This is a genomic window from Citrobacter sp. CK191, from assembly GCF_030333435.1.
GTDB lineage: Bacteria > Pseudomonadota > Gammaproteobacteria > Enterobacterales > Enterobacteriaceae > Citrobacter_B > Citrobacter_B koseri.
On record NZ_JAOWFX010000021.1, the window covers coordinates 215,258 to 240,355 of the forward strand.

At 56.1% G+C, this 25,098-nt stretch carries 29 protein-coding genes; 22 read left to right on the forward strand and 7 right to left on the reverse strand.

The genetic code is table 11. The annotated features are described in order from the left end of the window. Positions 1-7: 7 nt before the first annotated feature. On the reverse strand, positions 8-640 hold the full coding sequence (gene crp / locus OGV82_RS05390) for a cAMP-activated global transcriptional regulator CRP (RefSeq protein WP_000242758.1): 633 nt from the start codon (positions 638-640) through the stop codon (positions 8-10). 307 nt (positions 641-947) lie between these two features. Here crp and OGV82_RS05395 point away from each other — a divergent pair, with 307 nt between their 5' ends. After that, positions 948-1,352, forward strand: a complete 405-nt coding sequence (locus tag OGV82_RS05395) for an OsmC family protein (protein ID WP_101744212.1) — start codon at positions 948-950, stop codon at positions 1,350-1,352. 149 nt (positions 1,353-1,501) lie between these two features. Here OGV82_RS05395 and OGV82_RS05400 read toward each other — a convergent pair whose 3' ends face one another. Genes OGV82_RS05400 through OGV82_RS05410 form a run of 3 tightly spaced genes read right to left on the reverse strand, consistent with a single transcriptional unit; the run spans position 1,502 to position 3,662 of the window. Next, entirely contained in the window at positions 1,502-2,371 is an 870-nt protein-coding gene (locus OGV82_RS05400; RefSeq protein WP_012135460.1) for a phosphoribulokinase, read from the reverse strand. 53 nt (positions 2,372-2,424) lie between these two features. Then, complete coding sequence (locus OGV82_RS05405) at positions 2,425-2,643, reverse strand: YheU family protein (protein WP_047460774.1); 219 nt, start codon at positions 2,641-2,643, stop codon at positions 2,425-2,427. Then, the gene (locus OGV82_RS05410) at positions 2,640-3,662 is read right to left on the reverse strand and encodes a hydrolase (protein WP_012135458.1); all 1,023 of its coding nucleotides are present in this window, start codon (positions 3,660-3,662) and stop codon (positions 2,640-2,642) included. The genes OGV82_RS05405 and OGV82_RS05410 overlap by 4 nt, the downstream gene beginning before the upstream one ends. Before the next feature lie 249 nt (positions 3,663-3,911). Here OGV82_RS05410 and mdcA point away from each other — a divergent pair, with 249 nt between their 5' ends. From mdcA to mdcH, 8 genes are all read left to right on the forward strand, one after another. Beyond that, positions 3,912-5,567 (forward strand): malonate decarboxylase subunit alpha, encoded by a 1,656-nt coding sequence (mdcA, locus tag OGV82_RS05415; protein WP_101744213.1) that lies wholly within the window; start codon positions 3,912-3,914, stop codon positions 5,565-5,567. Continuing rightward, a complete protein-coding gene (locus OGV82_RS05420) occupies positions 5,567-6,424 on the forward strand; it encodes a triphosphoribosyl-dephospho-CoA synthase (RefSeq protein WP_101744214.1) in 858 nt (285 codons plus the stop codon). The genes mdcA and OGV82_RS05420 overlap by 1 nt, the downstream gene beginning before the upstream one ends. 9 nt (positions 6,425-6,433) lie before the next feature. Beyond that, entirely contained in the window at positions 6,434-6,733 is a 300-nt protein-coding gene (gene mdcC, locus OGV82_RS05425) for a malonate decarboxylase acyl carrier protein (RefSeq protein WP_101744215.1), read from the forward strand. Next, positions 6,726-7,559, forward strand: a complete 834-nt coding sequence (locus OGV82_RS05430; RefSeq protein WP_286462612.1) for a biotin-independent malonate decarboxylase subunit beta — start codon at positions 6,726-6,728, stop codon at positions 7,557-7,559. The genes mdcC and OGV82_RS05430 overlap by 8 nt, the downstream gene beginning before the upstream one ends. After that, a complete protein-coding gene (mdcE, locus tag OGV82_RS05435) occupies positions 7,559-8,359 on the forward strand; it encodes a biotin-independent malonate decarboxylase subunit gamma (protein ID WP_101744221.1) in 801 nt (266 codons plus the stop codon). The genes OGV82_RS05430 and mdcE overlap by 1 nt, the downstream gene beginning before the upstream one ends. Before the next feature lie 124 nt (positions 8,360-8,483). After that, positions 8,484-9,443: an AEC family transporter gene (locus OGV82_RS05440; RefSeq protein ID WP_101744217.1), complete on the forward strand. Its 960-nt coding sequence runs from the start codon at positions 8,484-8,486 to the stop codon at positions 9,441-9,443. Between the two features lie 3 nt (positions 9,444-9,446). Further along, on the forward strand, positions 9,447-10,064 hold the full coding sequence (locus tag OGV82_RS05445; protein ID WP_101744218.1) for a malonate decarboxylase holo-ACP synthase: 618 nt from the start codon (positions 9,447-9,449) through the stop codon (positions 10,062-10,064). Beyond that, the gene (gene mdcH / locus OGV82_RS05450) at positions 10,065-10,961 is read left to right on the forward strand and encodes a malonate decarboxylase subunit epsilon (RefSeq protein WP_047460795.1); all 897 of its coding nucleotides are present in this window, start codon (positions 10,065-10,067) and stop codon (positions 10,959-10,961) included. It abuts the gene before it with no gap. 95 nt (positions 10,962-11,056) lie between these two features. Here mdcH and OGV82_RS05455 read toward each other — a convergent pair whose 3' ends face one another. Together OGV82_RS05455 and OGV82_RS05460 are read right to left on the reverse strand one after the other, a co-directional pair. Continuing rightward, on the reverse strand, positions 11,057-11,989 hold the full coding sequence (locus OGV82_RS05455) for a LysR family transcriptional regulator (protein WP_024131007.1): 933 nt from the start codon (positions 11,987-11,989) through the stop codon (positions 11,057-11,059). Positions 11,990-12,005: 16 nt separating this feature from the next. Beyond that, positions 12,006-13,907 (reverse strand): ABC transporter ATP-binding protein, encoded by a 1,902-nt coding sequence (locus OGV82_RS05460; protein ID WP_286462613.1) that lies wholly within the window; start codon positions 13,905-13,907, stop codon positions 12,006-12,008. Positions 13,908-14,035: 128 nt separating this feature from the next. On the opposite strand from OGV82_RS05460, the gene kefG reads away from it, so the two are divergent. From kefG to slyD, 4 genes are all read left to right on the forward strand, one after another. Continuing rightward, positions 14,036-14,587 carry a glutathione-regulated potassium-efflux system ancillary protein KefG gene (kefG, locus tag OGV82_RS05465; protein WP_024131006.1) on the forward strand — a complete coding sequence of 184 codons (552 nt, stop codon included), beginning with the start codon at positions 14,036-14,038 and terminating at the stop codon, positions 14,585-14,587. Further along, the gene (gene kefB / locus OGV82_RS05470) at positions 14,587-16,392 is read left to right on the forward strand and encodes a glutathione-regulated potassium-efflux system protein KefB (RefSeq protein ID WP_047460805.1); all 1,806 of its coding nucleotides are present in this window, start codon (positions 14,587-14,589) and stop codon (positions 16,390-16,392) included. The genes kefG and kefB overlap by 1 nt, the downstream gene beginning before the upstream one ends. A 9-nt stretch (positions 16,393-16,401) precedes the next feature. Then, positions 16,402-16,602, forward strand: a complete 201-nt coding sequence (locus OGV82_RS05475; RefSeq protein ID WP_047460809.1) for a YheV family putative zinc ribbon protein — start codon at positions 16,402-16,404, stop codon at positions 16,600-16,602. Between the two features lie 94 nt (positions 16,603-16,696). Beyond that, the gene (gene slyD / locus OGV82_RS05480) at positions 16,697-17,290 is read left to right on the forward strand and encodes a peptidylprolyl isomerase (protein WP_041851431.1); all 594 of its coding nucleotides are present in this window, start codon (positions 16,697-16,699) and stop codon (positions 17,288-17,290) included. A 112-nt stretch (positions 17,291-17,402) separates the two neighbouring features. On the opposite strand, the gene OGV82_RS05485 is transcribed toward slyD, so the two are convergent. After that, entirely contained in the window at positions 17,403-17,621 is a 219-nt protein-coding gene (locus tag OGV82_RS05485; protein ID WP_012135441.1) for a protein SlyX, read from the reverse strand. Between the two features lie 232 nt (positions 17,622-17,853). Here OGV82_RS05485 and fkpA point away from each other — a divergent pair, with 232 nt between their 5' ends. The 9 genes from fkpA to tuf form a co-directional block, all read left to right on the forward strand. Next, a complete protein-coding gene (gene fkpA, locus OGV82_RS05490) occupies positions 17,854-18,672 on the forward strand; it encodes an FKBP-type peptidyl-prolyl cis-trans isomerase (RefSeq protein WP_047460812.1) in 819 nt (272 codons plus the stop codon). Positions 18,673-18,838: 166 nt separating this feature from the next. Beyond that, complete coding sequence (locus OGV82_RS05495) at positions 18,839-19,561, forward strand: helix-turn-helix transcriptional regulator (protein WP_003023643.1); 723 nt, start codon at positions 18,839-18,841, stop codon at positions 19,559-19,561. Beyond that, complete coding sequence (gene tusD, locus OGV82_RS05500; RefSeq protein WP_012135438.1) at positions 19,561-19,947, forward strand: sulfurtransferase complex subunit TusD; 387 nt, start codon at positions 19,561-19,563, stop codon at positions 19,945-19,947. Before OGV82_RS05495 ends, tusD begins: the two co-directional genes overlap by 1 nt. Continuing rightward, positions 19,947-20,306 (forward strand): sulfurtransferase complex subunit TusC, encoded by a 360-nt coding sequence (gene tusC / locus OGV82_RS05505; RefSeq protein WP_047460819.1) that lies wholly within the window; start codon positions 19,947-19,949, stop codon positions 20,304-20,306. The genes tusD and tusC overlap by 1 nt, the downstream gene beginning before the upstream one ends. Before the next feature lie 7 nt (positions 20,307-20,313). Next, positions 20,314-20,601: a sulfurtransferase complex subunit TusB gene (gene tusB / locus OGV82_RS05510; RefSeq protein WP_047463884.1), complete on the forward strand. Its 288-nt coding sequence runs from the start codon at positions 20,314-20,316 to the stop codon at positions 20,599-20,601. Between the two features lie 125 nt (positions 20,602-20,726). Next, positions 20,727-21,101 (forward strand): 30S ribosomal protein S12, encoded by a 375-nt coding sequence (gene rpsL, locus OGV82_RS05515; protein WP_000246815.1) that lies wholly within the window; start codon positions 20,727-20,729, stop codon positions 21,099-21,101. Between the two features lie 96 nt (positions 21,102-21,197). Beyond that, positions 21,198-21,668, forward strand: coding sequence for a 30S ribosomal protein S7 (rpsG, locus tag OGV82_RS05520; RefSeq protein ID WP_002920113.1), 471 nt, complete (start codon positions 21,198-21,200; stop codon positions 21,666-21,668). Between the two features lie 97 nt (positions 21,669-21,765). After that, complete coding sequence (gene fusA / locus OGV82_RS05525) at positions 21,766-23,880, forward strand: elongation factor G (protein WP_012135435.1); 2,115 nt, start codon at positions 21,766-21,768, stop codon at positions 23,878-23,880. Positions 23,881-23,950: 70 nt separating this feature from the next. Then, a partial coding sequence (gene tuf, locus OGV82_RS05530; protein ID WP_286450954.1) for an elongation factor Tu occupies positions 23,951-25,098 on the forward strand: 1,148 nt, incomplete at its 3' end.

Sequence of the window (25,098 nt, forward strand, 5' to 3'; positions counted from 1 at the left end):
GACGGGATTAACGTGTGCCGTAGACGACGATGGTCTTACCGTGAGCGGAGATCAGATTCTGATCTTCGAGCATTTTCAGAATACGCCCCACGGTTTCACGGGAGCAGCCAACGATCTGGCCGATCTCCTGACGGGTGATTTTGATCTGCATGCCATCCGGGTGAGTCATCGCGTCAGGTTGTTTCGCCAGGTTCAGCAGGGTCTGAGCGATACGGCCCGTTACGTCGAGGAAGGCGAGGTTACCGACTTTCTCAGATGTCACTTGCAGACGGCGAGCCATCTGGGAAGACAGGCGCATCAGAATATCCGGGTTTACCTGGATCAACTGACGGAATTTCTTGTAAGAAATTTCAGCGACTTCACAGGCCGTTTTGGCACGTACCCAGGCACTGCGTTCCTGACCCTCTTCAAACAGGCCCAGTTCGCCAATAAAATCGCCCTGATTCAGATAAGAAAGGATCATTTCTTTCCCTTCTTCATCTTTGATCAACACTGCCACTGAGCCTTTAACGATGTAGTACAACGTTTCCGCTTTTTCACCCTGGTGAATCAGCGTGCTCTTCGATGGGTACTTATGAATGTGGCAATGAGACAAGAACCATTCGAGAGTCGGGTCTGTTTGCGGTTTGCCAAGCACCATGCGCGGTTATCCTCTGTTATAAGCTGTCTCCAGAGCCAGAACACGACACTGCCTCTGGGTTTGCAAAAATAGGTTTCCCGAATTCCTGGGAAGGGGGCTGTCGAAAATGTACTGCAGCCTGAATGTGATGTCCTCTGCATACATGCAGTACGTCAATGTATTACTGTAGCATCCCGACTGTTTTAGCATAGCTTTCGCCGTGTGTCTCCTGGTGTCTCGCTTCAGCATGACGCAGGTCGCCTTCCGTTGCGAGATTTGTTATGTGCGCGTAATCTGTCAGGAAAATTGACACATTGGAGTTCCGAATATGCAAGCGCGTGTAAAGTGGGTTGAAGGGTTAACCTTTCTGGGAGAGTCTGCCTCCGGCCACCAGGTTTTAATGGATGGCAACTCCGGTGATAAAGCGCCAAGCCCGATGGAAATGGTGCTGATGGCCGCAGGCGGTTGTAGCGCAATCGACGTGGTTTCTATTTTGCAGAAAGGGCGTCAGGATGTGACGAATTGCGAAGTGAAGCTGACGTCCGAACGCCGTGAAGAAGCGCCGCGCCTGTTTACGCATATCAATCTGCATTTCATTGTGACCGGCAATGACCTGAAAGACGCGGCGGTTGCGCGGGCGGTCGATCTTTCGGCTAAGAAGTATTGCTCAGTGGCGCTGATGCTGGAAAAAGCGGTGAATATTACCCATTCGTATGAAGTGATTGCGGCGTGATGCCGGTTGCCTGATGGCGCTACGCTTATCAGGCCTACGAATTCGCACCCTGTAGGCCGGATAAGGCGCCAGCCGCCATCCGGCATATATCAAACGCACTCTGTAGGCCGGATAAGGCGTCAGCCGCCATCCGGCAAACATCGAACAGATTATTCGATTTTCTTCCCTTCCATCAGTCGCTGAACCAGCGGCAACATGATCAGCTCCATCGCCAGCCCCATTTTGCCGCCCGGCACCACGAGCGTATTGATATGGGAAATAAACGACCCCTGCAACATCGCCAGCAGCCACGGGAAATCAATCCCTTCCAGATTTCTGAAATGAATGACCACAAAACTTTCGTCCAGCGAAGGAATGCCTTTCGCGGCGAAGGGATTGGAGGTGTCGACGGTGGGCACGCGCTGGAAGTTAATGTGGGTGCGGGAAAACTGCGGCGTAATGAAATTAATGTAGTCATCCATTGAGCGGACAACGGAATCCATCACCGCCTCGCGGGAGTGGCCGCGCTCGCTGGTATCGCGAATCAGCTTTTGAATCCACTCCAGGTTGACGATCGGCACTACGCCGACCAGCAGATCGACATGACGCGCGACATCATGCTGCGGCGTTACCACGCCGCCGTGCAGCCCTTCATAAAACAGCACATCGGTGGGTTCCGGCAGCGGTTGCCACGGGGTAAACGTCCCCGGCACCTGATTCCACGGCACGGCTTCATCGTAGGTATGAAGATACTTACGCGCCTGGCCTTTGCCCGTCTGTCCGTATTCAATAAAAGTTTGTTCCAGCAGGCTGAAGTCGTTGGCTTCAGGGCCGAAATAGCTGATATGCCGCCCGGCGTCGCGCGCTTTGCGGATCGCCATGTCCATTTCGGGGCGTGTGTAACGATGAAAACTGTCGCCTTCCACCTCGGCTGCGCGCAGATTTAACTGCGCGAAAATTTTTCGAAACGCGAGGCTGGTGGTCGTGGTCCCCGCGCCGCTGGACCCTGTTACCGCAATCACCGGATGTTTGGCAGACATAACAACTCCATGAATCAACAAAAGTTTTAGTATAGTCGGCCGTCAGCGGCGGATTATTCGCGAAACTGTCCACGCGGCATAATGTTGACCGTCTCGTGCAGTTCAGACCACACCAGAACAGCTTCTCCGCACTGTAGCTGTCGTTTGACGTCGGCGACCTTTTGCTCAAGCGAACGTTCATGTTCACCATAATCGGTGCCTTCACGCAACACAAAGCTTTCGATCAAATTGTCCAGCGTCTCAGAAGACAGCTCTTGCCAGGGGATCATCATGATGACGCCTCCAGATACGTTGTCAGCCAGTCGGGAATCCGCGACTCCAGCCACATTTCCGGGCGACGCAGCGTCCCGCCGATAAATCCAACATGCCCGCCATGCTCGGTGAGCTGATACTCCACCAGCGGCGGCAGATTTTCCGGTTTCGGGATCACATGATGATCCATAAACGGATCGTCTTTCGCGTGGATGATGAGCGTCGGTTTGGCGATCTGGTTGAGCATCGGCATGGCGCTACATTGACGATAATAGTCTATCGCGTCGGCAAAGCCGTGAATTTTCGCGGTGATCAGATCGTCAAATTCACGGAGCCGGCGCACGGATTTGAGCTGTGCCAGATTAATCGGCAGTGTGCCGGGGTATGCCGCCAGCTTGCGCGCGGCGTTGGCCTTCAGCAGATTGAGCAGATAGCGCTGATAAACGCGGGAAAACCCTTTTTCCATATGATAGCTGCACGCTTCCAGCACAAAGGGGGCGGAAACGATGACCGCCGCGTCAATCGGGATCTCGCGGCCTTCTTTCGCCAGCAGACACGCCAGCATATTTCCGCCAAGCGAATAGCCGACGGCGGCGGTGGGGACGGCGCCAAACTCACGCTGTAGCCAGTGTAAAAACCAGGTGCCGTCTTCCGTTTCGCCGGAGTGATAAATGCGGTTCAGCCGGTTCGGTTCGCCGCTACAGCCGCGAAAGTGCATGACCACGCCCAGCCAGCCACGCTTTTGCGCCGCTTCAATCAGCCCGTGAGCGTACGGGCTGTTCAGGCTGCCTTCCAGGCCGTGAAAAACCACCAGACGCGGTTTGTGCTTCGCGTGCTGTGGATCTTCACTCCAGGCCAGATCGATAAAATCGCCGTCCGGTAATTCCAGACGTTGCCAGTGCGCATCGAACTTCACCTTGCGGCGGATGAGTCGCGGCAGCATGGTTTGCAGGTGGCGGTTGCGGATACCGCGCATTGGCACGAACTCCGCACTATCGTGACCAGTGATATCAAGGTCGGGGGAGGTTATTTGAGTCATAAATTATGCGATGTTTTTTTAAATCTGCCGCCTACTATACCGTCACTTTCCCCTGGTGTTTATGAAAATGAGGCAGGGGGAGCGGATTTACACCTTCCTGACGCTGATCTTAATCACAATTCATTACTCAAATTATTACTCTCAGGCTAATGATTCCTCTCTACGCTTAATTGATGACTTTCTCACCAGGGCGCACACTCTTTCCAGTGTTAAGCAATCAAAATGATTAGCTGAATCAGGAGGTTAATAATGTTATCTGGGCAAACGCCAGCACGAGTCTGGAACACGCGCCGCACCGAGAAGCAGCGGCGTCTGGCTTCTGTTCCGGTGCAGGGCAAGGTGCTGCCAACCGCAGACCTGACCGCAATGCTGGAAAAACTGATCGCGCCGGGTGACCGCGTGGTATTAGAAGGGAATAACCAGAAGCAGGCAGATTTCCTGTCCCGCATGCTGGCGGAGGTCAACCCGCAGATAGTGCATGACCTGCATATGATCATGCCAAGCGTTGGGCGCAGCGAGCATCTCGATATCTTCGAAAAGGGTATCGCCCGCAAGCTGGACTTCTCTTTTTCCGGCACCCAAAGTCTGCGCATCTCGCAACTGCTGGAAGATGGCCTGCTGGAAATTGGCGCCATCCACACCTACATCGAGCTTTATTCCCGTCTTTACGTCGACCTGGCGCCAAACGTGGCGCTGATTGCCGGTTACAAAGCTGACCGCAAAGGCAACCTCTACACCGGGCCGAGTACCGAAGATACCCCGGCGCTGGTGGAAGCCGCCGCATTCCACGATGGCATCGTTATCGCACAGGTGAACGAACTGGTGGATGACGAGTGCGACTTGCCGCGCGTCGATATTCCGGGCTCGTGGATCGACTACGTGGTGGTTGCCGACAAACCGTTCTTTATCGAACCGCTGTTCACTCGCGACCCGCGCTTGATCAAACAGGAACATATCCTGATGGCGATGATGGCCATTAAAGGCATCTACGCAGAGCATCAGGTGCAGTCGCTGAACCACGGTATCGGCTTCAACACCGCCGCTATTGAACTGCTGCTGCCCACCTGGGGCGAGCAACTCGGTCTGCGCGGCAAAATCTGTAAACACTGGACGCTGAACCCGCATCCGACGCTGATCCCGGCGATTGAAAGCGGCTGGGTGGAAAGCGTGCACTGCTTCGGCGGCGAGCTGGGGATGGAGGAGTACATCCGCGCCCGTCCTGACGTGTTCTTTACCGGCGCCGACGGCTCCATGCGTTCTAACCGCGCCTTCTGTCAGCTGGCGGGTCAGTACGCGGTCGATATGTTTATCGGCTCCACGTTGCAGGTTGATGGCCTGGCTAACTCCTCAACGGTGACTCGCGGTCGTCTGTCCGGCTTCGGCGGCGCGCCAAACATGGGCCACGACCCGCACGGTCGCCGTCATGCTACCCCGGCCTGGCTGAACATGATCACCGAACCTGACCCCATGCAGCGCGGTAAAAAGCTGGTGGTGCAGATGGTGGAAACTTTCCAGGCAGGCGTGAAACCGACCTTCGTGGAAAAACTGGACGCGGTTGACGTGGCGAAAGCCTCCGGTATGCCGCTGGCGCCGGTGATGATCTACGGCGACGACGTGACCCACGTTCTGACCGAAGAAGGTATCGCTTATCTCTACCGGGCGGAAAGTCTGGAAGAGCGCCGCGCGATGGTTGCGGCGGTGGCTGGTATTACCGATATCGGTCTGGGTGTAGACGCCCGGCGCGTCGCCGAACTGCGTCAGAACGGCAAGGTGGTTTACCCGGAAGATATGGGCATTCGTCGTACCGACGCCACCCGTTCTCTGCTGGCGGCCGGTAGCGTTGCCGACCTGGTGGAATGGTCCGGGGGGCTCTACAACCCACCTGTGAAATTTCGGAGCTGGTAATGAAACTTCTGCCCCGGATTCAGGTTGAAGGCGGTGCCGAATGGCTAGCGCGAACCGCCACGCAGTGTCTGATCGACGAAGCACGATTAAGCCCGAAACCCGGTCTGGTGGACAGTCGGGGGAACGGCGCGCACCACGATTTATCGCTTGCGCTGATGGAGCGCTCGGCGCACAGCCTGACCTCCACGTTTCAGGCGCTGGCGCAACAAAGCTGGCGGCGTCCGGCTGATATTGCGCTCAGACAAACCATAGGGCGACTCGGTCGCGAAGGCGAGCAACTGATGATGGCGGCAACGGGCGGCGTGAACACCCACCGTGGCGCGATTTGGGCGCTGGGGCTGTTGGTGAGCGCCGTGGCGATGCACGGCGGCGCGGGCAGGGCGCAGCAGGTGACGGCAACCGCCGCTGAACTGGCAAAACTGCCGGATGACGCCGCGCCGAAAGTCTTCAGTAAAGGGCTGCGCGCCACCCACCGTTATCGCGTACCGGGCGCCAGAGAAGAGGCACAGCAGGCGTTTCCACACATTATGCAGCGTGCGCTGCCGCAGCTTCGGCTAAGCCGACAGAACGGCAGCAGCGAAATGCACGCCCGGCTGGATGCGCTGATGGCCATCATGACCTCGCTGACCGACACCTGCGTACTTTCTCGCGCCGGGATGGAGGGGCTGGATGCCATGCAGCACGGCGCGCGCGCCGTTCTCCATGCGGGCGGCAGCGCGCACCCGGCAGGGGCGCAGGCGCTGGCCCGTTTAGACCGTCAGATGCTGGCGCTGAACGCCTCGCCGGGCGGCGCGGCGGACTTGCTCGCCGCCACCCTGTTTCTCGATCGCGTCGAAACGTCTTATTCAAAGCATTAAGAGGATGTTATGGAAAAAATCACATTGACCGTGCCAGCCAGCCGCGCGTTACGCGGCAGGGCGCTGGTAGGGGTTGTCGGCTCCGGGGATATGGAGGTGTTATTCACCGCCGACCAGGGCCAGACGTTAACCATTGATATCACTACTTCCGTCGATAACAGCCGCAGCCGCTGGGAAGCGCTGTTTACCCGTCTGCAAACGGTCAGCAGCCTGCCGGCAGGCAAACTGACCATCCACGACTTCGGCGCGACGCCGGGCGTAGCGCGCATTCGTATCGAACAGGTATTTGAAGAGGTGAGCTATGCGTGATGACCGCAGTTTTATCGAATTAAAAGCGCGTCAGCGCGCCCATGCGCTGCTGGATGAAGGCAGCTACCGCGAACTGCTCGACCCGTTTGAAGGCGTGATGTCGCCGTGGCTGGGCGCGCAGGGCATCGTGCCGCAGGCCAATGACGGCATGGTCGTGGCGAAAGGCACTATTAACGGCAAACCGGCGGTGGTTGTGGCGATTGAGGGCGCATTCCAGGGCGGCAGTATGGGCGAAGTGTCCGGCGCTAAAATGGCGGCGGCGCTGGAGCTGGCGGCGGAAGATAACCGTAACGGCATTCCGACGCAGGCGGTGTTGAGTCTGGAAACCGGTGGCGTGCGTTTGCAGGAAGCCAACCTCGGCCTGGCGGCGATTGCCGACATCCACGCGGCGATTGTTGACCTGCGTCGTTACACCCCGGTGGTCGGCATTGTGGCCGGGACTGTCGGCTGCTTCGGCGGGATGTCTATCGCCGCTGCGCTGTGTAGCTATCTGATTGTCACCCGCGAAGCGCGTCTGGGTCTGAACGGCCCGCAGGTTATCGAACAGGAAGCCGGGATTGAAGAGTATGACTCCCGTGACCGCCCGTTTATCTGGAGCATGACCGGTGGCGAAGTGCGCTATCAAAGCGGGCTGGTGGATGCGCTGGTTGGCGATGGCATCAACGCGGTGAAAGCGGCGATGAACGATGCGCTGGCGAAAGGCGTTCCGGCAAAACACCGCACCGATAACTACGACGATTATCTGAACCGTCTGAGCCATTTCGACACCCGCAAACAGGCCGATTCAGAACAGATTAACGCGCTCTTTGCCCGGGAGGTGAAATGATGAGTAACGCAATAAGCCGTGGCGAGTTATGGCTGCAAGCCCTCGTACCGAACGCCAGACGGCTCGAAGGGCTGTGCCCCTCCGTGCAGGCCGCAGACGGTGAGCTGAACGGTGAAACGGCGCGCTTTATCGCGGTAGTGCCGGATGCTAACAACCATTACCCACGCGCCGCAAAAGGCGAGGTTGGTCTGCTGGAAGGCTGGACGCTTGCAAAAGTGGTCAGCGAAACCGTGGCTGCCGATGCTGATAACACTGTTAAGCGCCCGATCGTGGCGGTGATTGATGTGCCCAGCCAGGCCTACGGTCGCCGTGAAGAGGGATTTGGTATTCACCAGGCGCTGGCCGGTGCGGCAGCGGCGTATGCCAATGCGCGTCTGGCAGGGCATCCGGTGATTGGCCTTATCGTCGGCAAGGCGATGTCCGGCGCGTTTCTGGCGCACGGTTATCAGGCCAACCGCCTGATTGCCTTCAACGACAAAGGCGTGCTGATCCACGCGATGGGTAAAGAGTCTGCGGCACGTATCACCCTGCGTACCGTCGAGTCGCTGGAAAAACTGGCGGCCACCATTCCGCCGATGGCGTACGACATCAGTAACTACGCCACGCTGGGACTGCTCTCCAGTCTGCTGGATATCAGTAATCCAGATGCTCCTTCGGCAAACGATCTGACGTTGGTGACGGCCACTCTGCAACAGGCCATCAGCGATGCTCGTCAGGAGCCGACGCTGAAAAACCGTCTGGGTGCCGACAATCGTCGTAGTTCTGCTCTTGTACGCGAACGCATGCGGGCGAGCTGGTAAGTAAAAGAGACCTGCCAGATGCATAACCCCACGGGCGCGCCCGTTGCGTCCGTGAGGCGACCTGCACCCTGAAAATAATAATCATCGCGTCCGTGCTAACTCTTTTATTCATTACAGGTGATTTATGACTTACGTGATTGTTCATGCTCTTGCACCGATTTTTGTCATCATGTTGCTGGGGTTTTGGGCCGGGAAGGCCAAAATGGTTGATAACAAGAATGTTTCCCTGCTCAACATTTTCGTCATGGATTTTGCACTCCCCGCTGCGCTGTTTAGCGCCACGGTACAAACGCCCTGGACGGGTATTGTCGCGCAGTCGCCGCTGATTCTGGTGCTGACGCTGGCGATGTGGATCACCTACGCCGCTATCTATTTTCTGGCAACGAAGGTATTTAAAAAATCACCGCAGGATGCGGCCGTGCTGACCCTGACCGTCGCTCTGCCAAACTACGCCGCGCTTGGCCTGCCGATTCTCGGTAGCGTGCTGGGCGAAGGGCCGTCAACGTCGCTCTCCGTCGCGGTTTCCATCGCCTGCGGTTCCGTGCTGATGACGCCGTTCTGCCTGCTGATTCTGGAGCGTGAGAAAGCGCGTGCGGAAGGCGGCAACTCGGGTTCTACCCTGTCGATGCTGCCGGTGCTGATGTGGCGTTCAATCAAGAAACCGATCGTGATGGGGCCGCTGCTGGGGGTTGTTCTCTCCGCTATCGGTATCAAGATGCCGGAGCTGGTGCTGGCGGCGATTAAACCGCTGGGCCTGGCCGCCACTGCGGCGGCGCTGTTCCTGACCGGGGTGATCCTTTCTGCGCGTAAGTTGCAGATCAACACGATGGTTATTACCTCCACCATTGCCAAGCTGCTGATTCAACCGGCGATTGCCTGGGGGATCGTGCTGATTTTCGGCCTGCATGGCTCGGTGGCGATCACCGCTATCCTGATGATTGCGCTGTCTGCCGGTTTCTTCGGCGTGGTGTTCGGTAATCGCTTCGGCGTGCAGTCGCCGGATGCAGAAGCCGTGCTGCTGTTAAGCTCGGTCCTGTGTATCCTGTCGCTGCCGTTGTTTATCTCGTTGACTTCAGGACTCTAAAGCATGAACACAACATTACGCCCCCACGATCTTATCTGGCTTAACGCGCGGAGCGCGCTGGAAGGTGTCACGGAATCCTGGGTGGATGACGTCTGGCATACCCGCCTGCCGGTGGTGGTACGGCGTGATGTTGATGCGCAGGGGCGCATTCCCGTCGGCGTTCGCGGCATAAAGCGCGACCAGCGCGCGGCGGGCTGGGCTCAATCGGACGCCATTACCCGCGTCTGTACGCCGGAATCGCTGGTTGACCCACAGATGCTGCTGCGCTCGCCCTTTATCTCGCAGCCACCGGTTCAGGTGGCGTTATTACTGACGCAACAGGCATGGCCGTGGACGTGGGGGATTACCGGCAGTACCGGCTACGCGCTGGCGACCGGGCTCCCGGTGATCCACGCCGCAAGCGATCTGGATTTGCTGATTCGCGCCCGGCAGCCGCTCTCTCGCGAGCTGCTGGAGAAATGGCGGCAGCAACTGACGGGCGGGCTTTGCCGTGCGGATACCCAGGTGGAAACGCCGCACGGCGCGTTTGCGCTGAACGAATGGCTGCGCGATGGCAAAGCGCTGTTAAAAACGTCGCAGGGGCCGCGGCTGGTCAGCGACCCGTGGCACAGGGAGGAGTAAATGAAAATCCTGTTTACCTTTCCGGGACAGGGGACGCAGCATGCAGGTATGCTGCAAAACCTTCCGGGAACGGAGTTAGCGCTGGCGCGCGAGGTGCTGGGGGCGGAGGCGAATACGCTTGATACCCCGGACGCGCTGCAACACACCCGGGCGGTACAGCTTGCTCTGCTGATTGCCGGGGTGGCGTGGGCGCGCGAGCTGGAACGTCGCGGCGTTGCGCCGGATATTGTCAGCGGCCTGTCCATCGGCGCATATCCAGCGGCGGTGATCGCCGGAGCGCTGGAGTTTACCGACGCGCTGACGCTGGTGGCCCTGCGCGGTGATTTGATGGAGCAGGCGTATCCGCACGGTTACGGCCTGACGGCGATTATGGGGCTGACCTTGCCGCAGGTGGAGTCGCTGGTTGCAGGCAGTGGAACCTTTATCGCTAACCTGAATGCGGAAACCCAGATTGTGATTGCCGGTAGCGATGAGGCGATGGCGGATGTTGCGAAGCGGGCGCTGGATAAAGGCGCGAGTAAAGCCCACCGTCTGGCGGTGAGCGTGCCGTCGCACTGCGCTCTGCTGGCGGAACCGGCACAGCGGCTGGTGGAGGCGTTCCGTCATGTGACGCTCTCCCGTCCGCGCTGTGCATACCTCAGCGGTAGTACCGGGCGCGTGCTGTGGCAGCCGGAACGTATTGCTGACGACCTGGCGATGAACATGGCGCGGACGGTGCGCTGGCAGGACGCGGCGATCTCCGCCAACGAGCGCGAGGCGCGGCTGGCGATTGAAATGCCGCCCGGCGGCGTGTTGACCTGCTTAACGCGACAGGCGGAGTGGGAAGGTGAGTCTGTTTCGCTGGAGCGCAGCGGGGTGGATGTCGCGGTGCATCTGGCAAAACGGCTTAGAGGCTAGTGCGGTTGCCCGATGGCGCTGCGCTTATCGGGCCTACGGCTCGCACCCGTTGTAGTTGTAGGCCGGATAAGGCGCGCAGCGTCGCCATCCGGCGATCAGGCGCCCGGATTAAGGCTACGCGCGTACATGCGCCCTTCGGCGGCCAGCGCCAGCAGATTAGGGTCGCGCTCGCGGTTGCGGGCAAAGACAATGGCGATGAGCTGCTGCATCTGGTACGGCTGCGACAACTTCAGCAACTGTACGGAATTCTCGTACATCTTCTTCATGCGTCCCGGCATCAGAGTGAAACCGACGCCTGCCTGCACCAGACTAAGCATCGAAAAGATGTCGTTCACACGGGTGACAATCTCTGGTTCAAACCCGGCAATATGAAAGGCTTCCTGGAAGCCCGCATAGGTGGCAAAGCCTTCCGCCAGTGAGACAAACTTCTGATCCCGGTAATCACGCAGATCGGCGGGCGAGGAGGTGTCAAGCGTTGCCGTCGCCGGTGCGGCGAGATAAATATCGTCATGAAACAGCGGCAGCACTTCCAGACTGTTGCGATCGATAGCGCTTTCCGAAATGGAGATCAGGATCGCATCCAGCATCCCGTCTTCCAGCATTCTCAGCAGCGCTTCGTTGGAGCCCATCGTCAGATCCAGTTCGAGATCCGGTCGGCGCAGTTTCATCCCCATGATCAGATGCGGGACGGTTTCCAGCGTCAGAGAGTAGAGCGTACCCACGCGCAGACGCCCCTGGCCGATCCCTGCCGTTTTGCGCGCCTCTTCCAGCCCGCGCGCCATCAACTGGCTGACCTCCTGGCAATACTCCAGCAGCGTCCACGCCGCCGGTTGCGGGATCAGATTACGTCCTTTATGCACGAACAGCGGACAGCGTACATTCTCTTCCAGCGTATGCAGTGCGCGATGAACGCTGACCCCGCTGATATCCAGCGCCTCCGCCGTCCGGGCAATATTGCCTTTCTCCATAAACGTCATGAAGATGCTTAACTTGCGAAAGGTGATATCGTTGGTTATCAGCGGATTCATCGTCATATTCCCGAAGTTAGTCGGCCAGCATCTGCTCAAGCTGTTCCTGCGCTTCCAGCCAGGCCATCTCGCACTCTTCCAGCCCGGATTTGGCGCTGGCCTGCTGTTGCAGGCATTCTGTCAGTTCCGCTTTGCGGCTCTGGTCGTACAGTTCGCTGTCGCCCAGTTTTTCTTCCGCTTGCGCCAGTTTCGCGTTCAGCTTTTCCATCTCTTTTTCCAGACGGGCGATCTCTTTACGCAGCGGCTGGGTCTGGGCACGCAGTTCGGCTTCGCGACGCTTCTGATCCTTACGCGCCTGGGCGCTGTTGGCGTTCTCTTTCGGGGCGTCATCAGGCTGGTTTTCCTGTTTCTGCACGTCGCTCAGCCACTGCTGATAGTCTTCCAGATCGCCATCGAACGGCTCGACTTTATGGTCGTGAACCAGATAGAGATCGTCGGTGGTGGAGCGTAGCAGGTGACGGTCGTGCGAGACGACCACCAGCGCGCCTTCAAATTCGATGAGCGCTTCGGTCAGCGCCTGGCGCATATCGAGGTCAAGGTGGTTGGTCGGTTCATCAAGCAGCAGCAGATTAGGGCGCTGCCAGACGATCAATGCCAGCACCAGGCGCGCTTTTTCACCACCGGAGAAGCGACGGGTCTCTTCGCTGACCTTATCGCCCTGGAAGCCAAACCCGCCGAGGTAATCGCGCAGCTTCTGCTCCAGTTCCTGCGGCGCCAGCCGCGCCAGATGTTGCAGCGGCGATTCATCCGCTCGCAAATACTCCAGCTGATGCTGAGCGAAGTAACCGAGTTTAATGCCCTTCGCCAGACCGATTTCACCGCTGGCAGGCGCAAGCTCGCCCGCCAGCAGCTTGATGAGCGTTGATTTACCGGCGCCGTTGCGCCCCAACAGCCCGATGCGTGAACCGGGCACCAGATTCAGCTTAATGGAGTCCAGAATGATGCGATCGCCATACCCGGCGCTCACTTTCTCCATTTTCAGCAGCGGGTTGGGCAGGCTTTCCGGCGCGCGGAAGCTGAAGTGGAACGGGTTATCGACATGCGCGGGGGCGATAAGCTCCATACGCTCCAGCATTTTGATACGGCTCTGCGCCTGCTTCGCTTTTGTCGCTTTGGCGCGGAAACGGTCGATATAACTTTGCAGATGCGCCACGCGCTCCTGCTGGCTCTCGTACATCGCCTGCTGCTGGGCCAGCCGGGTCGCGCGCTGCACTTCAAATGCGCTGTAGTTGCCGGTGTATTCGAACAGGGTTTGCTGTTCGATATGAATGATTTTGTCTACCACCGGATCGAGGAAGTCGCGGTCGTGCGAAATCAGAATCAGAGTGCCCTGATAGCTCTTCAGCCATTTTTCCAGCCAGATAACGGCATCAAGATCGAGGTGGTTGGTCGGTTCATCGAGCAGCAGCAGGTCAGAACGGCAAATCAGCGCCTGGGCCAGGTTAAGGCGCATGCGCCAGCCACCGGAGAAATCGCTGACCGGGCGTTCAAGCTGTTCGTTGCTAAAACCGAGGCCGTGGAGCAGGCTGGCGGCGCGTGAGCGCACGGTCCAGGCGTCGATGGTGTCGAGCTTGCCGTGTACGGTGGCGATGGCGTGCCCGTCGTTACGTTCGTTGGCGTCGTGCAACTGCGCTTCCAGTTGGCGGTATTCGCGATCGCCATCAATCACGTACTCCAGCGCGGGCTGCGCAAGCGCGGGTGTTTCCTGATTCACCCACGCCAGTTGCCAGTTACCGGGAAAGGTCACGCCGCCTGCATCGGCGCTGATTTCATTTTTCAGCAATGCCAGCAGGGTAGATTTACCGCAGCCATTCTTACCCACCAGGCCGACTTTCTGTCCCGGGTTGATGGTGGCGGTGGCATTGTCCAGCAAGACGCGCACGCCGCGACGAATTTGTAACGAGGAGAAAACAATCATAAGGCGCCGTATGTTCAGACTATGTTAATTTATCATTATGATAATGTAATATGCGGGCATTCTGCCGCGCCGGAGCGCAATGGTAGCCCAAAACAATAACGATACACAAAATAACCGGGAGGGGGATGATGTCCCAGCCAGCAAAGGTACTGCTGCTGTATGCCCATCCAGAATCTCAGGACTCGGTCGCGAACCGGGTGCTGCTTAAACCGGCCATGCAACTCAGTAATGTGACGGTGCACGATCTCTACGCGCACTACCCTGATTTTTTTATCGATATCGCGCATGAGCAGGCGCTATTGCGTGAACATGACGTGATTGTTTTCCAGCATCCGCTGTATACCTATAGCTGTCCGGCGCTGCTTAAAGAGTGGTTAGACCGCGTGCTCAGCCGTGGTTTCGCCAGTGGCCCAGGGGGGAACCAACTGGCGGGAAAGTACTGGCGGAGCGTGATTACCACCGGCGAGCCGGAAAGCGCGTATCGCTACGATGCGCTGAACCGCTATCCGATGACCGATGTGCTGCGGCCATTTGAGCTGACGGCGGCGATGTGCCGGATGCACTGGATGAGTCCGATTATTATCTACTGGGCCAGGCGACAAAGTGAGCAGGAACTGGCCAGCCACGCGAAAGCCTACGGCGAATGGCTGGCAAACCCTGTTCTGGCGGGAGGTCGCTAATGGAAGGTTCTGATTTATTGACGGCGGGGGTGATGTTCCTCTTCGCGGCGGTCGCTGCGGTGCCACTGGCATCGCGGCTGGGTATTGGCGCGGTTCTGGGATATTTGCTGGCAGGGATTGCGATTGGCCCCTGGGGGCTGGGATTTATCAGCGACGTTGATGAAATCCTCCACTTTTCTGAGCTGGGCGTTGTCTTTCTGATGTTTATCATCGGCCTGGAACTCAACCCTTCCAAACTCTGGCAACTGCGTCGCTCTATCTTTGGCGTCGGGGCGGCCCAGGTGATGCTGAGCGCTGTCGTGCTGGCCGGGCTGCTGATGCTTACCGATTTCTCGTGGCAGGCGGCGGTGATCGGCGGGATTGGTCTGGCGATGTCATCGACCGCGATGGCGCTGCAACTGATGCGGGAAAAGGGGATGAACCGCAGCGAATCCGGCCAGTTGGGTTTTTCGGTGCTGCTGTTTCAGGATCTGGCGGTGATCCCCGCGTTGGCGCTGGTGCCGCTGCTGGCTGGCTCGGCAGATGAACATTTTGACTGGATTAAGGTCGGCATGAAGGTGCTGGCCTTTGCCGGGATGCTGATTGGCGGTCGCTATTTGCTGCGCCCGGTGTTCCGTTTTATCGCCGATTCCGGCGTGCGCGAGGTGTTTACCGCCGCCACTCTGTTGCTGGTGCTGGGGTCTGCTTTATTTATGGATGCGCTGGGGCTGTCGATGGCGCTCGGTACGTTTATCGCAGGCGTGCTGCTGGCGGAAAGCGAATACCGTCATGAGCTGGAAACGGCCATCGATCCGTTCAAAGGGCTGCTGCTGGGGTTGTTTTTTATCTCCGTGGGGATGTCGTTAAACCTTGGCGTGCTCTATACCCACCTGCTGTGGGTGGCGGTGAGCGTCGTCGTGCTGGTGGCGGTGAAAACGCTGGTGCTTTATCTGCTGGCGCGTCTGTACGGGATTCGGAGTTCGGAGCGGATGCAGTTTGCGGGCGTGCTGAGTCAGGGGGGCGAGTTCGCGTTTGTGCTCTTTTCCACCGCCTCGTCCCAGCGGCTGTTTCAGGGCGACCAGATGTCGCTGCTGCTGGTCACCGTAACGCTGTCGATGATGACCACGCCGCTGCTGATGAAGCTCGTCGATAAATGGCTCTCCAGACAGCTTAACGGCCCGGAAGAGGAAGATGAAAAGCCCTGGGTGGATGATGATAAACCGCAGGTGATTGTCGTGGGATTCGGGCGTTTTGGTCAGGTAATTGGCCGTTTGTTGATGGCGAATAAAATGCGCATCACCGTACTGGAGCGCGATATCAGCGCCGTTAACCTGATGCGAAAATACGGCTACAAAGTGTATTACGGCGATGCGACTCAGGTGGAGCTACTGCGTTCGGCAGGAGCGGAAGCGGCGGAGTCTATCGTCATTACCTGTAATGAACCGGAAGACACCATGAAGCTGGTGGAGATATGCCGGCAGCATTTCCCGCATTTGCATATTCTTGCGCGAGCGCGCGGACGTGTGGAAGCGCATGAGTTATTACAGGCGGGTGTCACGCAGTTTTCCCGCGAGACGTTTTCCAGCGCGCTGGAGCTGGGGCGTAAGACGCTGGTGTCGTTAGGGATGCACCCACACCAGGCGCAGCGTGCGCAACTGCATTTCCGTCGGCTGGATATGCGTATGCTACGGGAGCTTATTCCGATGCATACCGACATGGTGCAAATTTCTCGTGCCAGAGAGGCCAGACGCGAACTGGAGGAGATTTTCCAGCGAGAGATGCAGCAAGAGCGGCGCCAGTTGGATGGCTGGGATGAGTTTGAGTAGAGGGTAGGTATGGCGATTCGTAAACGTTTTATTGCAGGGGCGACGTGTCCGGCCTGCCAGGCGCAGGATTCAATGGCGATGTGGCGCGAAAATAATGTCGATATTGTTGAGTGTGTTAAGTGCGGCCATCAGATGCGTGAAGCCGATAAAGCGGCCCGCGAGCACGTTCGCAAAGAAGAGCAAGTGATCGGGATTTTTCATCCAGACTAGCGATATGCCGCAGGTTTTTTTAAGCTAGTGGGTACACGGGTGCAGAATTCCGCTACAATCTGCGCCACTATTCTTCCCATGCTCAGGAGATATCATGAAAGTAGCAAAAGACCTGGTGGTCAGCCTGGCCTATCAGGTACGTACAGAAGACGGTGTGTTGGTTGATGAGTCTCCGGTGAGTGCGCCGCTGGACTACCTGCATGGTCACGGTTCCCTGATCTCTGGCCTGGAAACAGCGCTGGAAGGTCACGACGTTGGCGACAAATTCGATGTGGCTGTTGGCGCGAACGACGCTTACGGTCAGTATGACGAAAACCTGGTGCAGCGCGTGCCTAAAGACGTCTTCATGGGCGTTGACGAGTTGCAGGTTGGCATGCGTTTCCTGGCGGAAACTGACCAGGGCCCGGTACCGGTAGAAATTACCGAAGTGGAAGACGACCACGTTGTGGTTGACGGTAACCACATGCTGGCTGGCCAGAACCTGAAATTTAACGTGGAAGTTGTGGCGATCCGCGAAGCGACCGAAGAAGAACTGGCTCATGGCCACGTTCACGGCGCGCACGGTCACGACCATGACCACGACCACGGTCACGACGGTTGCTGCGGCGGCCACGGCCACGATCATGACCACGGTCATGAGCATGGCAAAGGTGGTTGTGGCGGTAACGGCGGCTGCGGTTGCCATTAATCGTCTGTAATGCCTGATGGCGCTGCGCTTATCAGGGCTACAGTAGGCCGGATAAGGCGTTTACGCCGTCATCTGGCACAAAAAAGCGGGAATATCCCGCTTTTTTTACGTCTCAATAATGCGGTGGCGGCGTCTCTTCGGCCTGCGAGGCGATATTCGACGGTTGGCTGGCTTTAAGCTTCTCCGTCAGCAGGCGCAGATGATCGCGTAGTTTCGCCATCTCCATCTCGTGCGCGGTCACCGTTACGTTGAGTTCTTCAATGGTGATCTCCTGAAACGCCAGACGGCTCTCCAGTTCAGCCAGGCGAGCTTCCATCGTTATATCTTGCATGATTCACCTCTCTTGTTGTCTCCGGCACTTCTTGGGTCGCGGCGGATTCTACTGAACTTTATCGGATTACACAGCACTCATTCGCCCTCTACGAAACTAATTTAAACAAAAAGAGTCTGAAAAGGGGTGATAATAGGGCGTGTCCGTATGTTGATTTGTTCTACAACGTTTTATAGTACGCTTCTCATGTAAGTTAACCCTGGGGTGAGATGCCCCGGCCCTGGAGATATGGATGAAATCACTGTTTAAAGTAACGCTGCTGGCGACCACGATGGCCGTTGCTCTGCATGCACCGCTCACTTTCGCTGCGGACGCCGCGAAACCAGCTGCAACTGCTGACAGCAAAGCCGCGTTCAAGAATGACGACCAGAAATCTGCTTATGCGCTGGGCGCTTCGCTGGGTCGTTACATGGAAAACTCCCTGAAGGAACAAGAAAAACTGGGGATCAAACTGGATAAAGATCAGCTGATCGCGGGTGTCCAGGATGCATTTGCAGACAAGAGCAAACTGTCTGACCAGGAAATCGAGCAGACCTTGCAGGCATTTGAAGCGCGCGTGAAGACCTCCGCTCAGGCGAAGATGGAAAAAGACGCCGCTGATAACGAAGCGAAAGGTAAAGCGTTCCGCGAGAAATTTGCTAAAGAGAAAGGGGCGAAAACCTCTTCAACAGGTCTGGTTTATAAAGTAGAGAAAGCCGGTACTGGCGAAGCGCCAAAAGACAGCGACACCGTTGTGGTTAACTACAAAGGTACGCTGATCGACGGTAAAGAGTTCGATAACTCCTACACCCGTGGCGAACCGCTCTCTTTCCGTCTGGACGGCGTGATCCCGGGCTGGACTGAAGGCCTGAAGAACATTAAGAAAGGCGGTAAGATCCAGATGGTTATCCCACCGGATCTGGCCTACGGTAAAACGGGCGTTCCGGGTATTCCGGCTAACTCCACGCTGGTATTCGATGTAGAGCTGCTGGACATCAAACCGGCGCCGAAAGCCGATGCGAAACCAGACGCGGCGGCCGACGCTAAATCGGCAGATGCTGCTAAAAAATAAAAACTGAGAACCGCCGCCTGTCATGGCGGCGGTTTTTTTATTGCAGGCCGGATATAATTAATACTGGAAAGCGGAACCCCCGCTGTATTAATTTAATCATCCGCGTAAATAATGAGCCTGCCCTGAAAACATAACGACAGGCTCCTGAAAAGGAGTGTTTTTTTTCATGTCCAGGTCGCTTTTAACCAACGAAACCAGTGAGCTTGACTTACTGGATCAACGTCCTTTCGATCAAACCGACTTTGATATTCTGAAATCCTACGAAGCGGTGGTGGACGGGTTAGCGATGCTCATTGGTTCCCATTGTGAAATCGTATTGCACTCTTTGCAGGATTTGAAATGCTCAGCCATTCGCATTGCCAACGGTGAACACACGGGGCGCAAAATTGGCTCGCCGATCACTGACCTTGCATTGCGCATGCTGCATGATATGACGGGTGCGGATAGCAGCGTATCGAAGTGTTACTTCACACGCGCGAAAAGCGGTGTCCTGATGAAGTCAGTGACGATTGCCATTCGCAACCGCGAGCATCGCGTAATTGGTCTGCTGTGCATCAACATGAACCTTGATGTGCCGTTCTCGCAGATTATGAATACCTTTATTCCGCCGGAAACGCCGGAAGTGGGTTCCGCCGTGAACTTTGCCTCCTCGGTGGAGGATCTGGTCACTCAGACGCTGGAATTCACCATTGAAGAGGTGAATGCCGATCGCAATGTCTCTAATAACGCGAAGAATCGTCAGATTGTGCTGAATCTGTATGAGAAGGGGATCTTCGATATTAAAGATGCGATTAACCAGGTGGCTGACCGCCTGAACATCTCCAAACATACGGTCTACCTCTATATTCGTCAGTTCAAAAGCGGCGACTTCCAGGGGCAAGATAAGTAATGCGTTTTGCCATTGTGGTGACGGGGCCAGCGTACGGAACGCAGCAAGCGAGCAGCGCGTTGCAGTTTGCACATGCCTTAGTTAACGAAGGGCATGAGCTGAGCAGCGTCTTTTTCTACCGGGAAGGCGTGTATAACGCCAACCAGTTGACCTCTCCGGCCAGCGATGAATTCGACCTGGTGCGCGCATGGCAACAGTTAGGCGCGCAGCATGGCGTCGCGTTGAATATCTGCGTTGCGGCGGCGCTGCGTCGCGGCATTGTGGATGAGACCGAAGCAAAAAGGCTGGCGCTGGCATCAGCCAACTTACAGCCAGGGTTTTCGTTGAGCGGGCTTGGCGCGCTGGCGGAAGCCTCCCTGACCTGCGATCGCGTGGTGCAGTTTTGATGAAACGTATTGCTTTTGTATTTTCCACCACGCCGCACGGCAGCGCGTCGGGCCGCGAAGGACTGGATGCGTTACTGGCGACGTCGGCGCTGACGGAAGAGATTGGCGTCTTTTTTATCGGCGACGGCGTTTTTCAGATCCTTTTGGGACAAACGCCTGACGTCGTGCTGGCGCGGGATTACATCGCCACCTTCAAACTGCTGGGGCTGTACGATATCGAGCAATGCTGGCTGTGCGCCGCTTCGTTGCGTGAGCGCGGTCTGGAGACGGGGGCGAGTTTCATCGTGGATGCGACGCCGCTTGAACCTGAAGCGTTGCGCGGTGAACTGGACAATTATGATGTTATCCTGAGGTTCTGACGTGACTATCCTGCATACATTACATCGTTCCGCATGGCTCAGTGACGTTTCCGCGCTTCTTCGCGCGTGCAAAGAAGGCGATGCGCTTTTATTGCTACAGGATGGCGTTACGGCAGCCATCGAAGGTAGCCGTTTCCTTGAAAGTTTGCGTAACGCCCCCATAACGGTTTACGCACTGAAAGAAGATATCGATGCTCGCGGTTTGAGCGGTCAAATTTCAGACAGTGTCGTCAGGGTTGACTATACTGACTTCGTCAGACTTGCGGTTAAGCATCCCAGCCAGATGGCCTGGTGATTGTGGGATCGTTGTATATTTCTTGACACCTTTTCGACACCGCCCTAAAATTCGGCGTCCTCATATTGTGTGAGGCCGTTTTATTACGTGTTTACGAAGCAAAAGCTAAAACCAGGAGCTATTTAATGGCAACAGTTAACCAGCTGGTACGCAAACCACGTGCTCGCAAAGTTGCGAAAAGCAACGTGCCTGCGCTGGAAGCATGCCCGCAAAAACGTGGCGTATGTACTCGTGTATATACTACCACCCCTAAAAAACCGAACTCCGCGCTACGTAAAGTATGCCGTGTTCGTCTGACTAACGGTTTTGAAGTGACTTCCTACATCGGTGGTGAAGGTCACAACCTGCAGGAGCACTCCGTGATCCTGATCCGTGGCGGTCGTGTAAAAGACCTCCCGGGTGTTCGTTACCACACCGTACGTGGTGCGCTTGACTGCTCCGGCGTTAAAGACCGTAAGCAAGCTCGCTCCAAGTATGGCGTGAAGCGTCCTAAGGCTTAATGGTTCTCCGTTAAGTAAGGCCAAACGTTTTAACTTAAATGTCAAACTAAACTCGTAGAGTTTTGGACAATCCTGAATTAACAACGGAGTATTTCCATGCCACGTCGTCGCGTCATTGGTCAGCGTAAAATTCTTCCGGATCCGAAGTTCGGATCAGAACTGCTGGCTAAATTTGTAAATATCCTGATGGTAGATGGTAAAAAATCTACTGCCGAAACTATCGTATACAGCGCGCTGGAGACCCTGGCTCAGCGTTCTGGTAAATCTGAACTGGAAGCTTTCGAAGTAGCTCTCGAAAACGTGCGCCCGACTGTCGAAGTTAAGTCTCGCCGCGTTGGTGGTTCTACTTATCAGGTACCAGTTGAAGTCCGTCCGGTTCGTCGTAATGCTCTGGCAATGCGTTGGATCGTTGAAGCTGCTCGTAAACGCGGTGATAAATCCATGGCTCTGCGCCTGGCGAACGAACTCACTGATGCTGCAGACAACAAAGGTACTGCAGTTAAGAAACGTGAAGACGTTCACCGTATGGCAGAAGCCAACAAGGCGTTCGCACACTACCGTTGGTAATCCCTTCGGAATTTTAGTCACCAGGCGGGCGCTTCCAGCAAGCAGCCCGCTTTGGGCTACTTAAATTGAACGCCTAGAAGATAAAACGAGGAATCAAATGGCTCGTACAACACCCATCGCACGCTACCGTAACATCGGTATCAGTGCGCACATCGACGCCGGTAAAACCACTACTACCGAACGTATTCTGTTCTACACCGGTGTAAACCATAAAATCGGTGAAGTTCATGACGGCGCAGCTACCATGGACTGGATGGAGCAGGAGCAGGAGCGTGGTATTACCATCACCTCCGCAGCGACTACTGCATTCTGGTCTGGTATGGCTAAGCAGTATGAACCGCATCGCGTAAACATCATCGACACCCCGGGGCACGTTGACTTCACTATCGAAGTAGAACGTTCCATGCGTGTTCTTGATGGTGCAGTAATGGTTTACTGCGCAGTTGGTGGTGTTCAGCCGCAGTCTGAAACCGTATGGCGTCAGGCAAACAAATATAAAGTTCCGCGCATTGCGTTCGTTAACAAAATGGACCGTATGGGTGCGAACTTCCTGAAAGTTGTTGGTCAGATCAAAAGCCGTCTGGGCGCGAACCCTGTTCCGCTGCAACTGGCGATTGGCGCTGAAGAAGCGTTCACCGGTGTTGTTGACCTGGTGAAAATGAAAGCCATCAACTGGAACGAAGCAGATGCAGGCGTTACCTTCACTTACGAAGATATCCCGGCTGACATGCAGGAACTGGCTGAAGAATGGCACCAGAACCTGATCGAGTCCGCTGCGGAAGCTTCTGAAGAGCTGATGGAAAAATACCTGGGTGGCGAAGAACTGACTGAAGAAGAGATCAAAAAAGCTCTGCGTCAGCGTGTTCTGAGCAACGAAATCATCCTGGTAACCTGTGGTTCTGCATTTAAGAACAAAGGTGTTCAGGCGATGCTGGATGCGGTAATTGATTACCTGCCATCCCCGGTTGACGTACCTGCGATCAACGGTATCCTGGACGACGGTAAAGATACTCCGGCTGAGCGTCATGCTAGCGATGATGAGCCTTTCTCTGCACTGGCATTCAAAATCGCTACCGACCCGTTCGTGGGTAACCTGACCTTCTTCCGTGTGTACTCTGGTGTGGTTAACTCTGGTGATACCGTACTGAACTCCGTGAAATCTGCACGTGAGCGTTTCGGTCGTATCGTTCAGATGCACGCTAACAAACGTGAAGAGATCAAAGAAGTTCGTGCGGGCGACATCGCTGCTGCTATCGGTCTGAAAGACGTAACTACGGGTGACACCCTGTGTGACCCGGACGCGCCGATCATTCTGGAACGTATGGAATTCCCTGAGCCGGTAATCTCCATCGCAGTAGAACCGAAAACCAAAGCTGACCAGGAAAAAATGGGTCTGGCTCTGGGCCGTCTGGCTAAAGAAGACCCGTCTTTCCGCGTATGGACTGATGAAGAATCTAACCAGACCATTATCGCCGGTATGGGTGAGCTGCACCTCGACATCATCGTTGACCGTATGAAGCGTGAATTCAACGTTGAAGCGAACGTCGGTAAACCTCAGGTTGCTTACCGCGAAGCGATTCGCTCGAAAGTTACCGATATCGAAGGTAAACACGCCAAGCAGTCTGGTGGTCGCGGTCAGTACGGTCATGTTGTTATCGACATGTACCCGCTGGAGCCGGGTTCCAACCCGAAAGGCTACGAGTTCATCAACGACATCAAGGGTGGTGTAATCCCTGGCGAATACATCCCGGCCGTTGATAAAGGTATCCAGGAGCAGCTGAAAGCAGGCCCGCTGGCTGGCTATCCGGTTGTTGACATCGGTATCCGTCTGCACTTCGGTTCTTACCATGACGTTGACTCCTCTGAACTGGCGTTTAAACTGGCTGCGTCTATTGCCTTTAAAGAAGGCTTTAAGAAAGCGAAACCTGTTCTGCTTGAGCCGATCATGAAGGTTGAGGTAGAAACGCCGGAAGAGAACACCGGTGACGTAATTGGTGACTTGAGCCGTCGTCGCGGTATGCTGCGCGGTCAGGAATCCGAAGTTACTGGCGTTAAGATCCACGCTGAAGTACCGCTGTCTGAAATGTTCGGATATGCAACTCAGCTGCGTTCTCTGACCAAAGGTCGCGCATCATACACTATGGAATTCCTGAAGTATGATGATGCACCGAGCAACGTTGCTCAGGCCGTTATTGAAGCCCGTGGTAAATAATCCACAGGATTAAAACCTAAGTCCCGTGCTCTCTCCTGAAGGGGAGAGCACTATAGTAAGGAATATAGCCGTGTCTAAAGAAAAATTTGAACGTACAAAACCGCACGTTAACGTCGGCACCATCGGCCACGTTGACCATGGTAAAACTACTCTGACTGCTGCAATCACTACCGTACTGGCTAAAACCTACGGCGGTGCTGCTCGTGCATTCGACCAGATCGATAACGCGCCGGAAGAAAAAGCTCGTGGTATCACCATCAACACTTCTCACGTTGAATACGACACCCCGACTCGCCACTACGCGCACGTAGACTGCCCGGGCCACGCCGACTATGTTAAAAACATGATCACCGGTGCTGCGCAGATGGACGGCGCGATCCTGGTTGTTGCTGCGACTGACGGCCCGATGCCGCAGACCCGTGAGCACATCCTGCTGGGTCGTCAGGTAGGCGTTCCGTACATCATCGTGTTCCTGAACAAATGCGACATGGTTGATGACGAAGAGCTGCTGGAACTGGTTGAGATGGAAGTGCGTGAACTGCTGTCTCAGTACGATTTCCCGGGCGACGACACGCCGATCGTTCGTGGTTCTGCTCTGAAGGCGCTGGAAGGCGACGCAGAGTGGGAAGCGAAAATCATCGAACTGGCTGGCTACCTGGATTCTTACATCCCGGAACCAGAGCGTGCGATTGACAAGCCGTTCCTGCTGCCGATCGAAGACGTATTCTCCATCTCCGGTCGTGGTACCGTTGTTACCGGTCGTGTAGAGCGCGGTATCATCAAAGTGGGCGAAGAAGTTGAAATCGTTGGTATCAAAGAGACTGCGAAGTCTACCTGTACTGGCGTTGAAATGTTCCGCAAACTGCTGGACGAAGGCCGTGCTGGTGAGAACGTAGGTGTTCTGCTGCGTGGTATCAAACGTGAAGAAATCGAACGTGGTCAGGTACTGGCTAAGCCGGGTTCCATCAAGCCGCACACCAAGTTCGAATCTGAAGTTTATATCCTGTCCAAAGACGAAGGCGGCCGTCATACTCCGTTCTTCAAAGGCTACCGTCCGCAGTTCTACTTCCGTACAACTGACGTGACTGGCACCATCGAACTGCCGGAAGGCGTAGAGATGGTAATGCCGGGCGACAACATCAAAATGGTTGTTACCCTGATCCACCCGATCGCGATGGACGACGGTCTGCGTTTCGCAATCCGTGAAGGCGGCCGTAC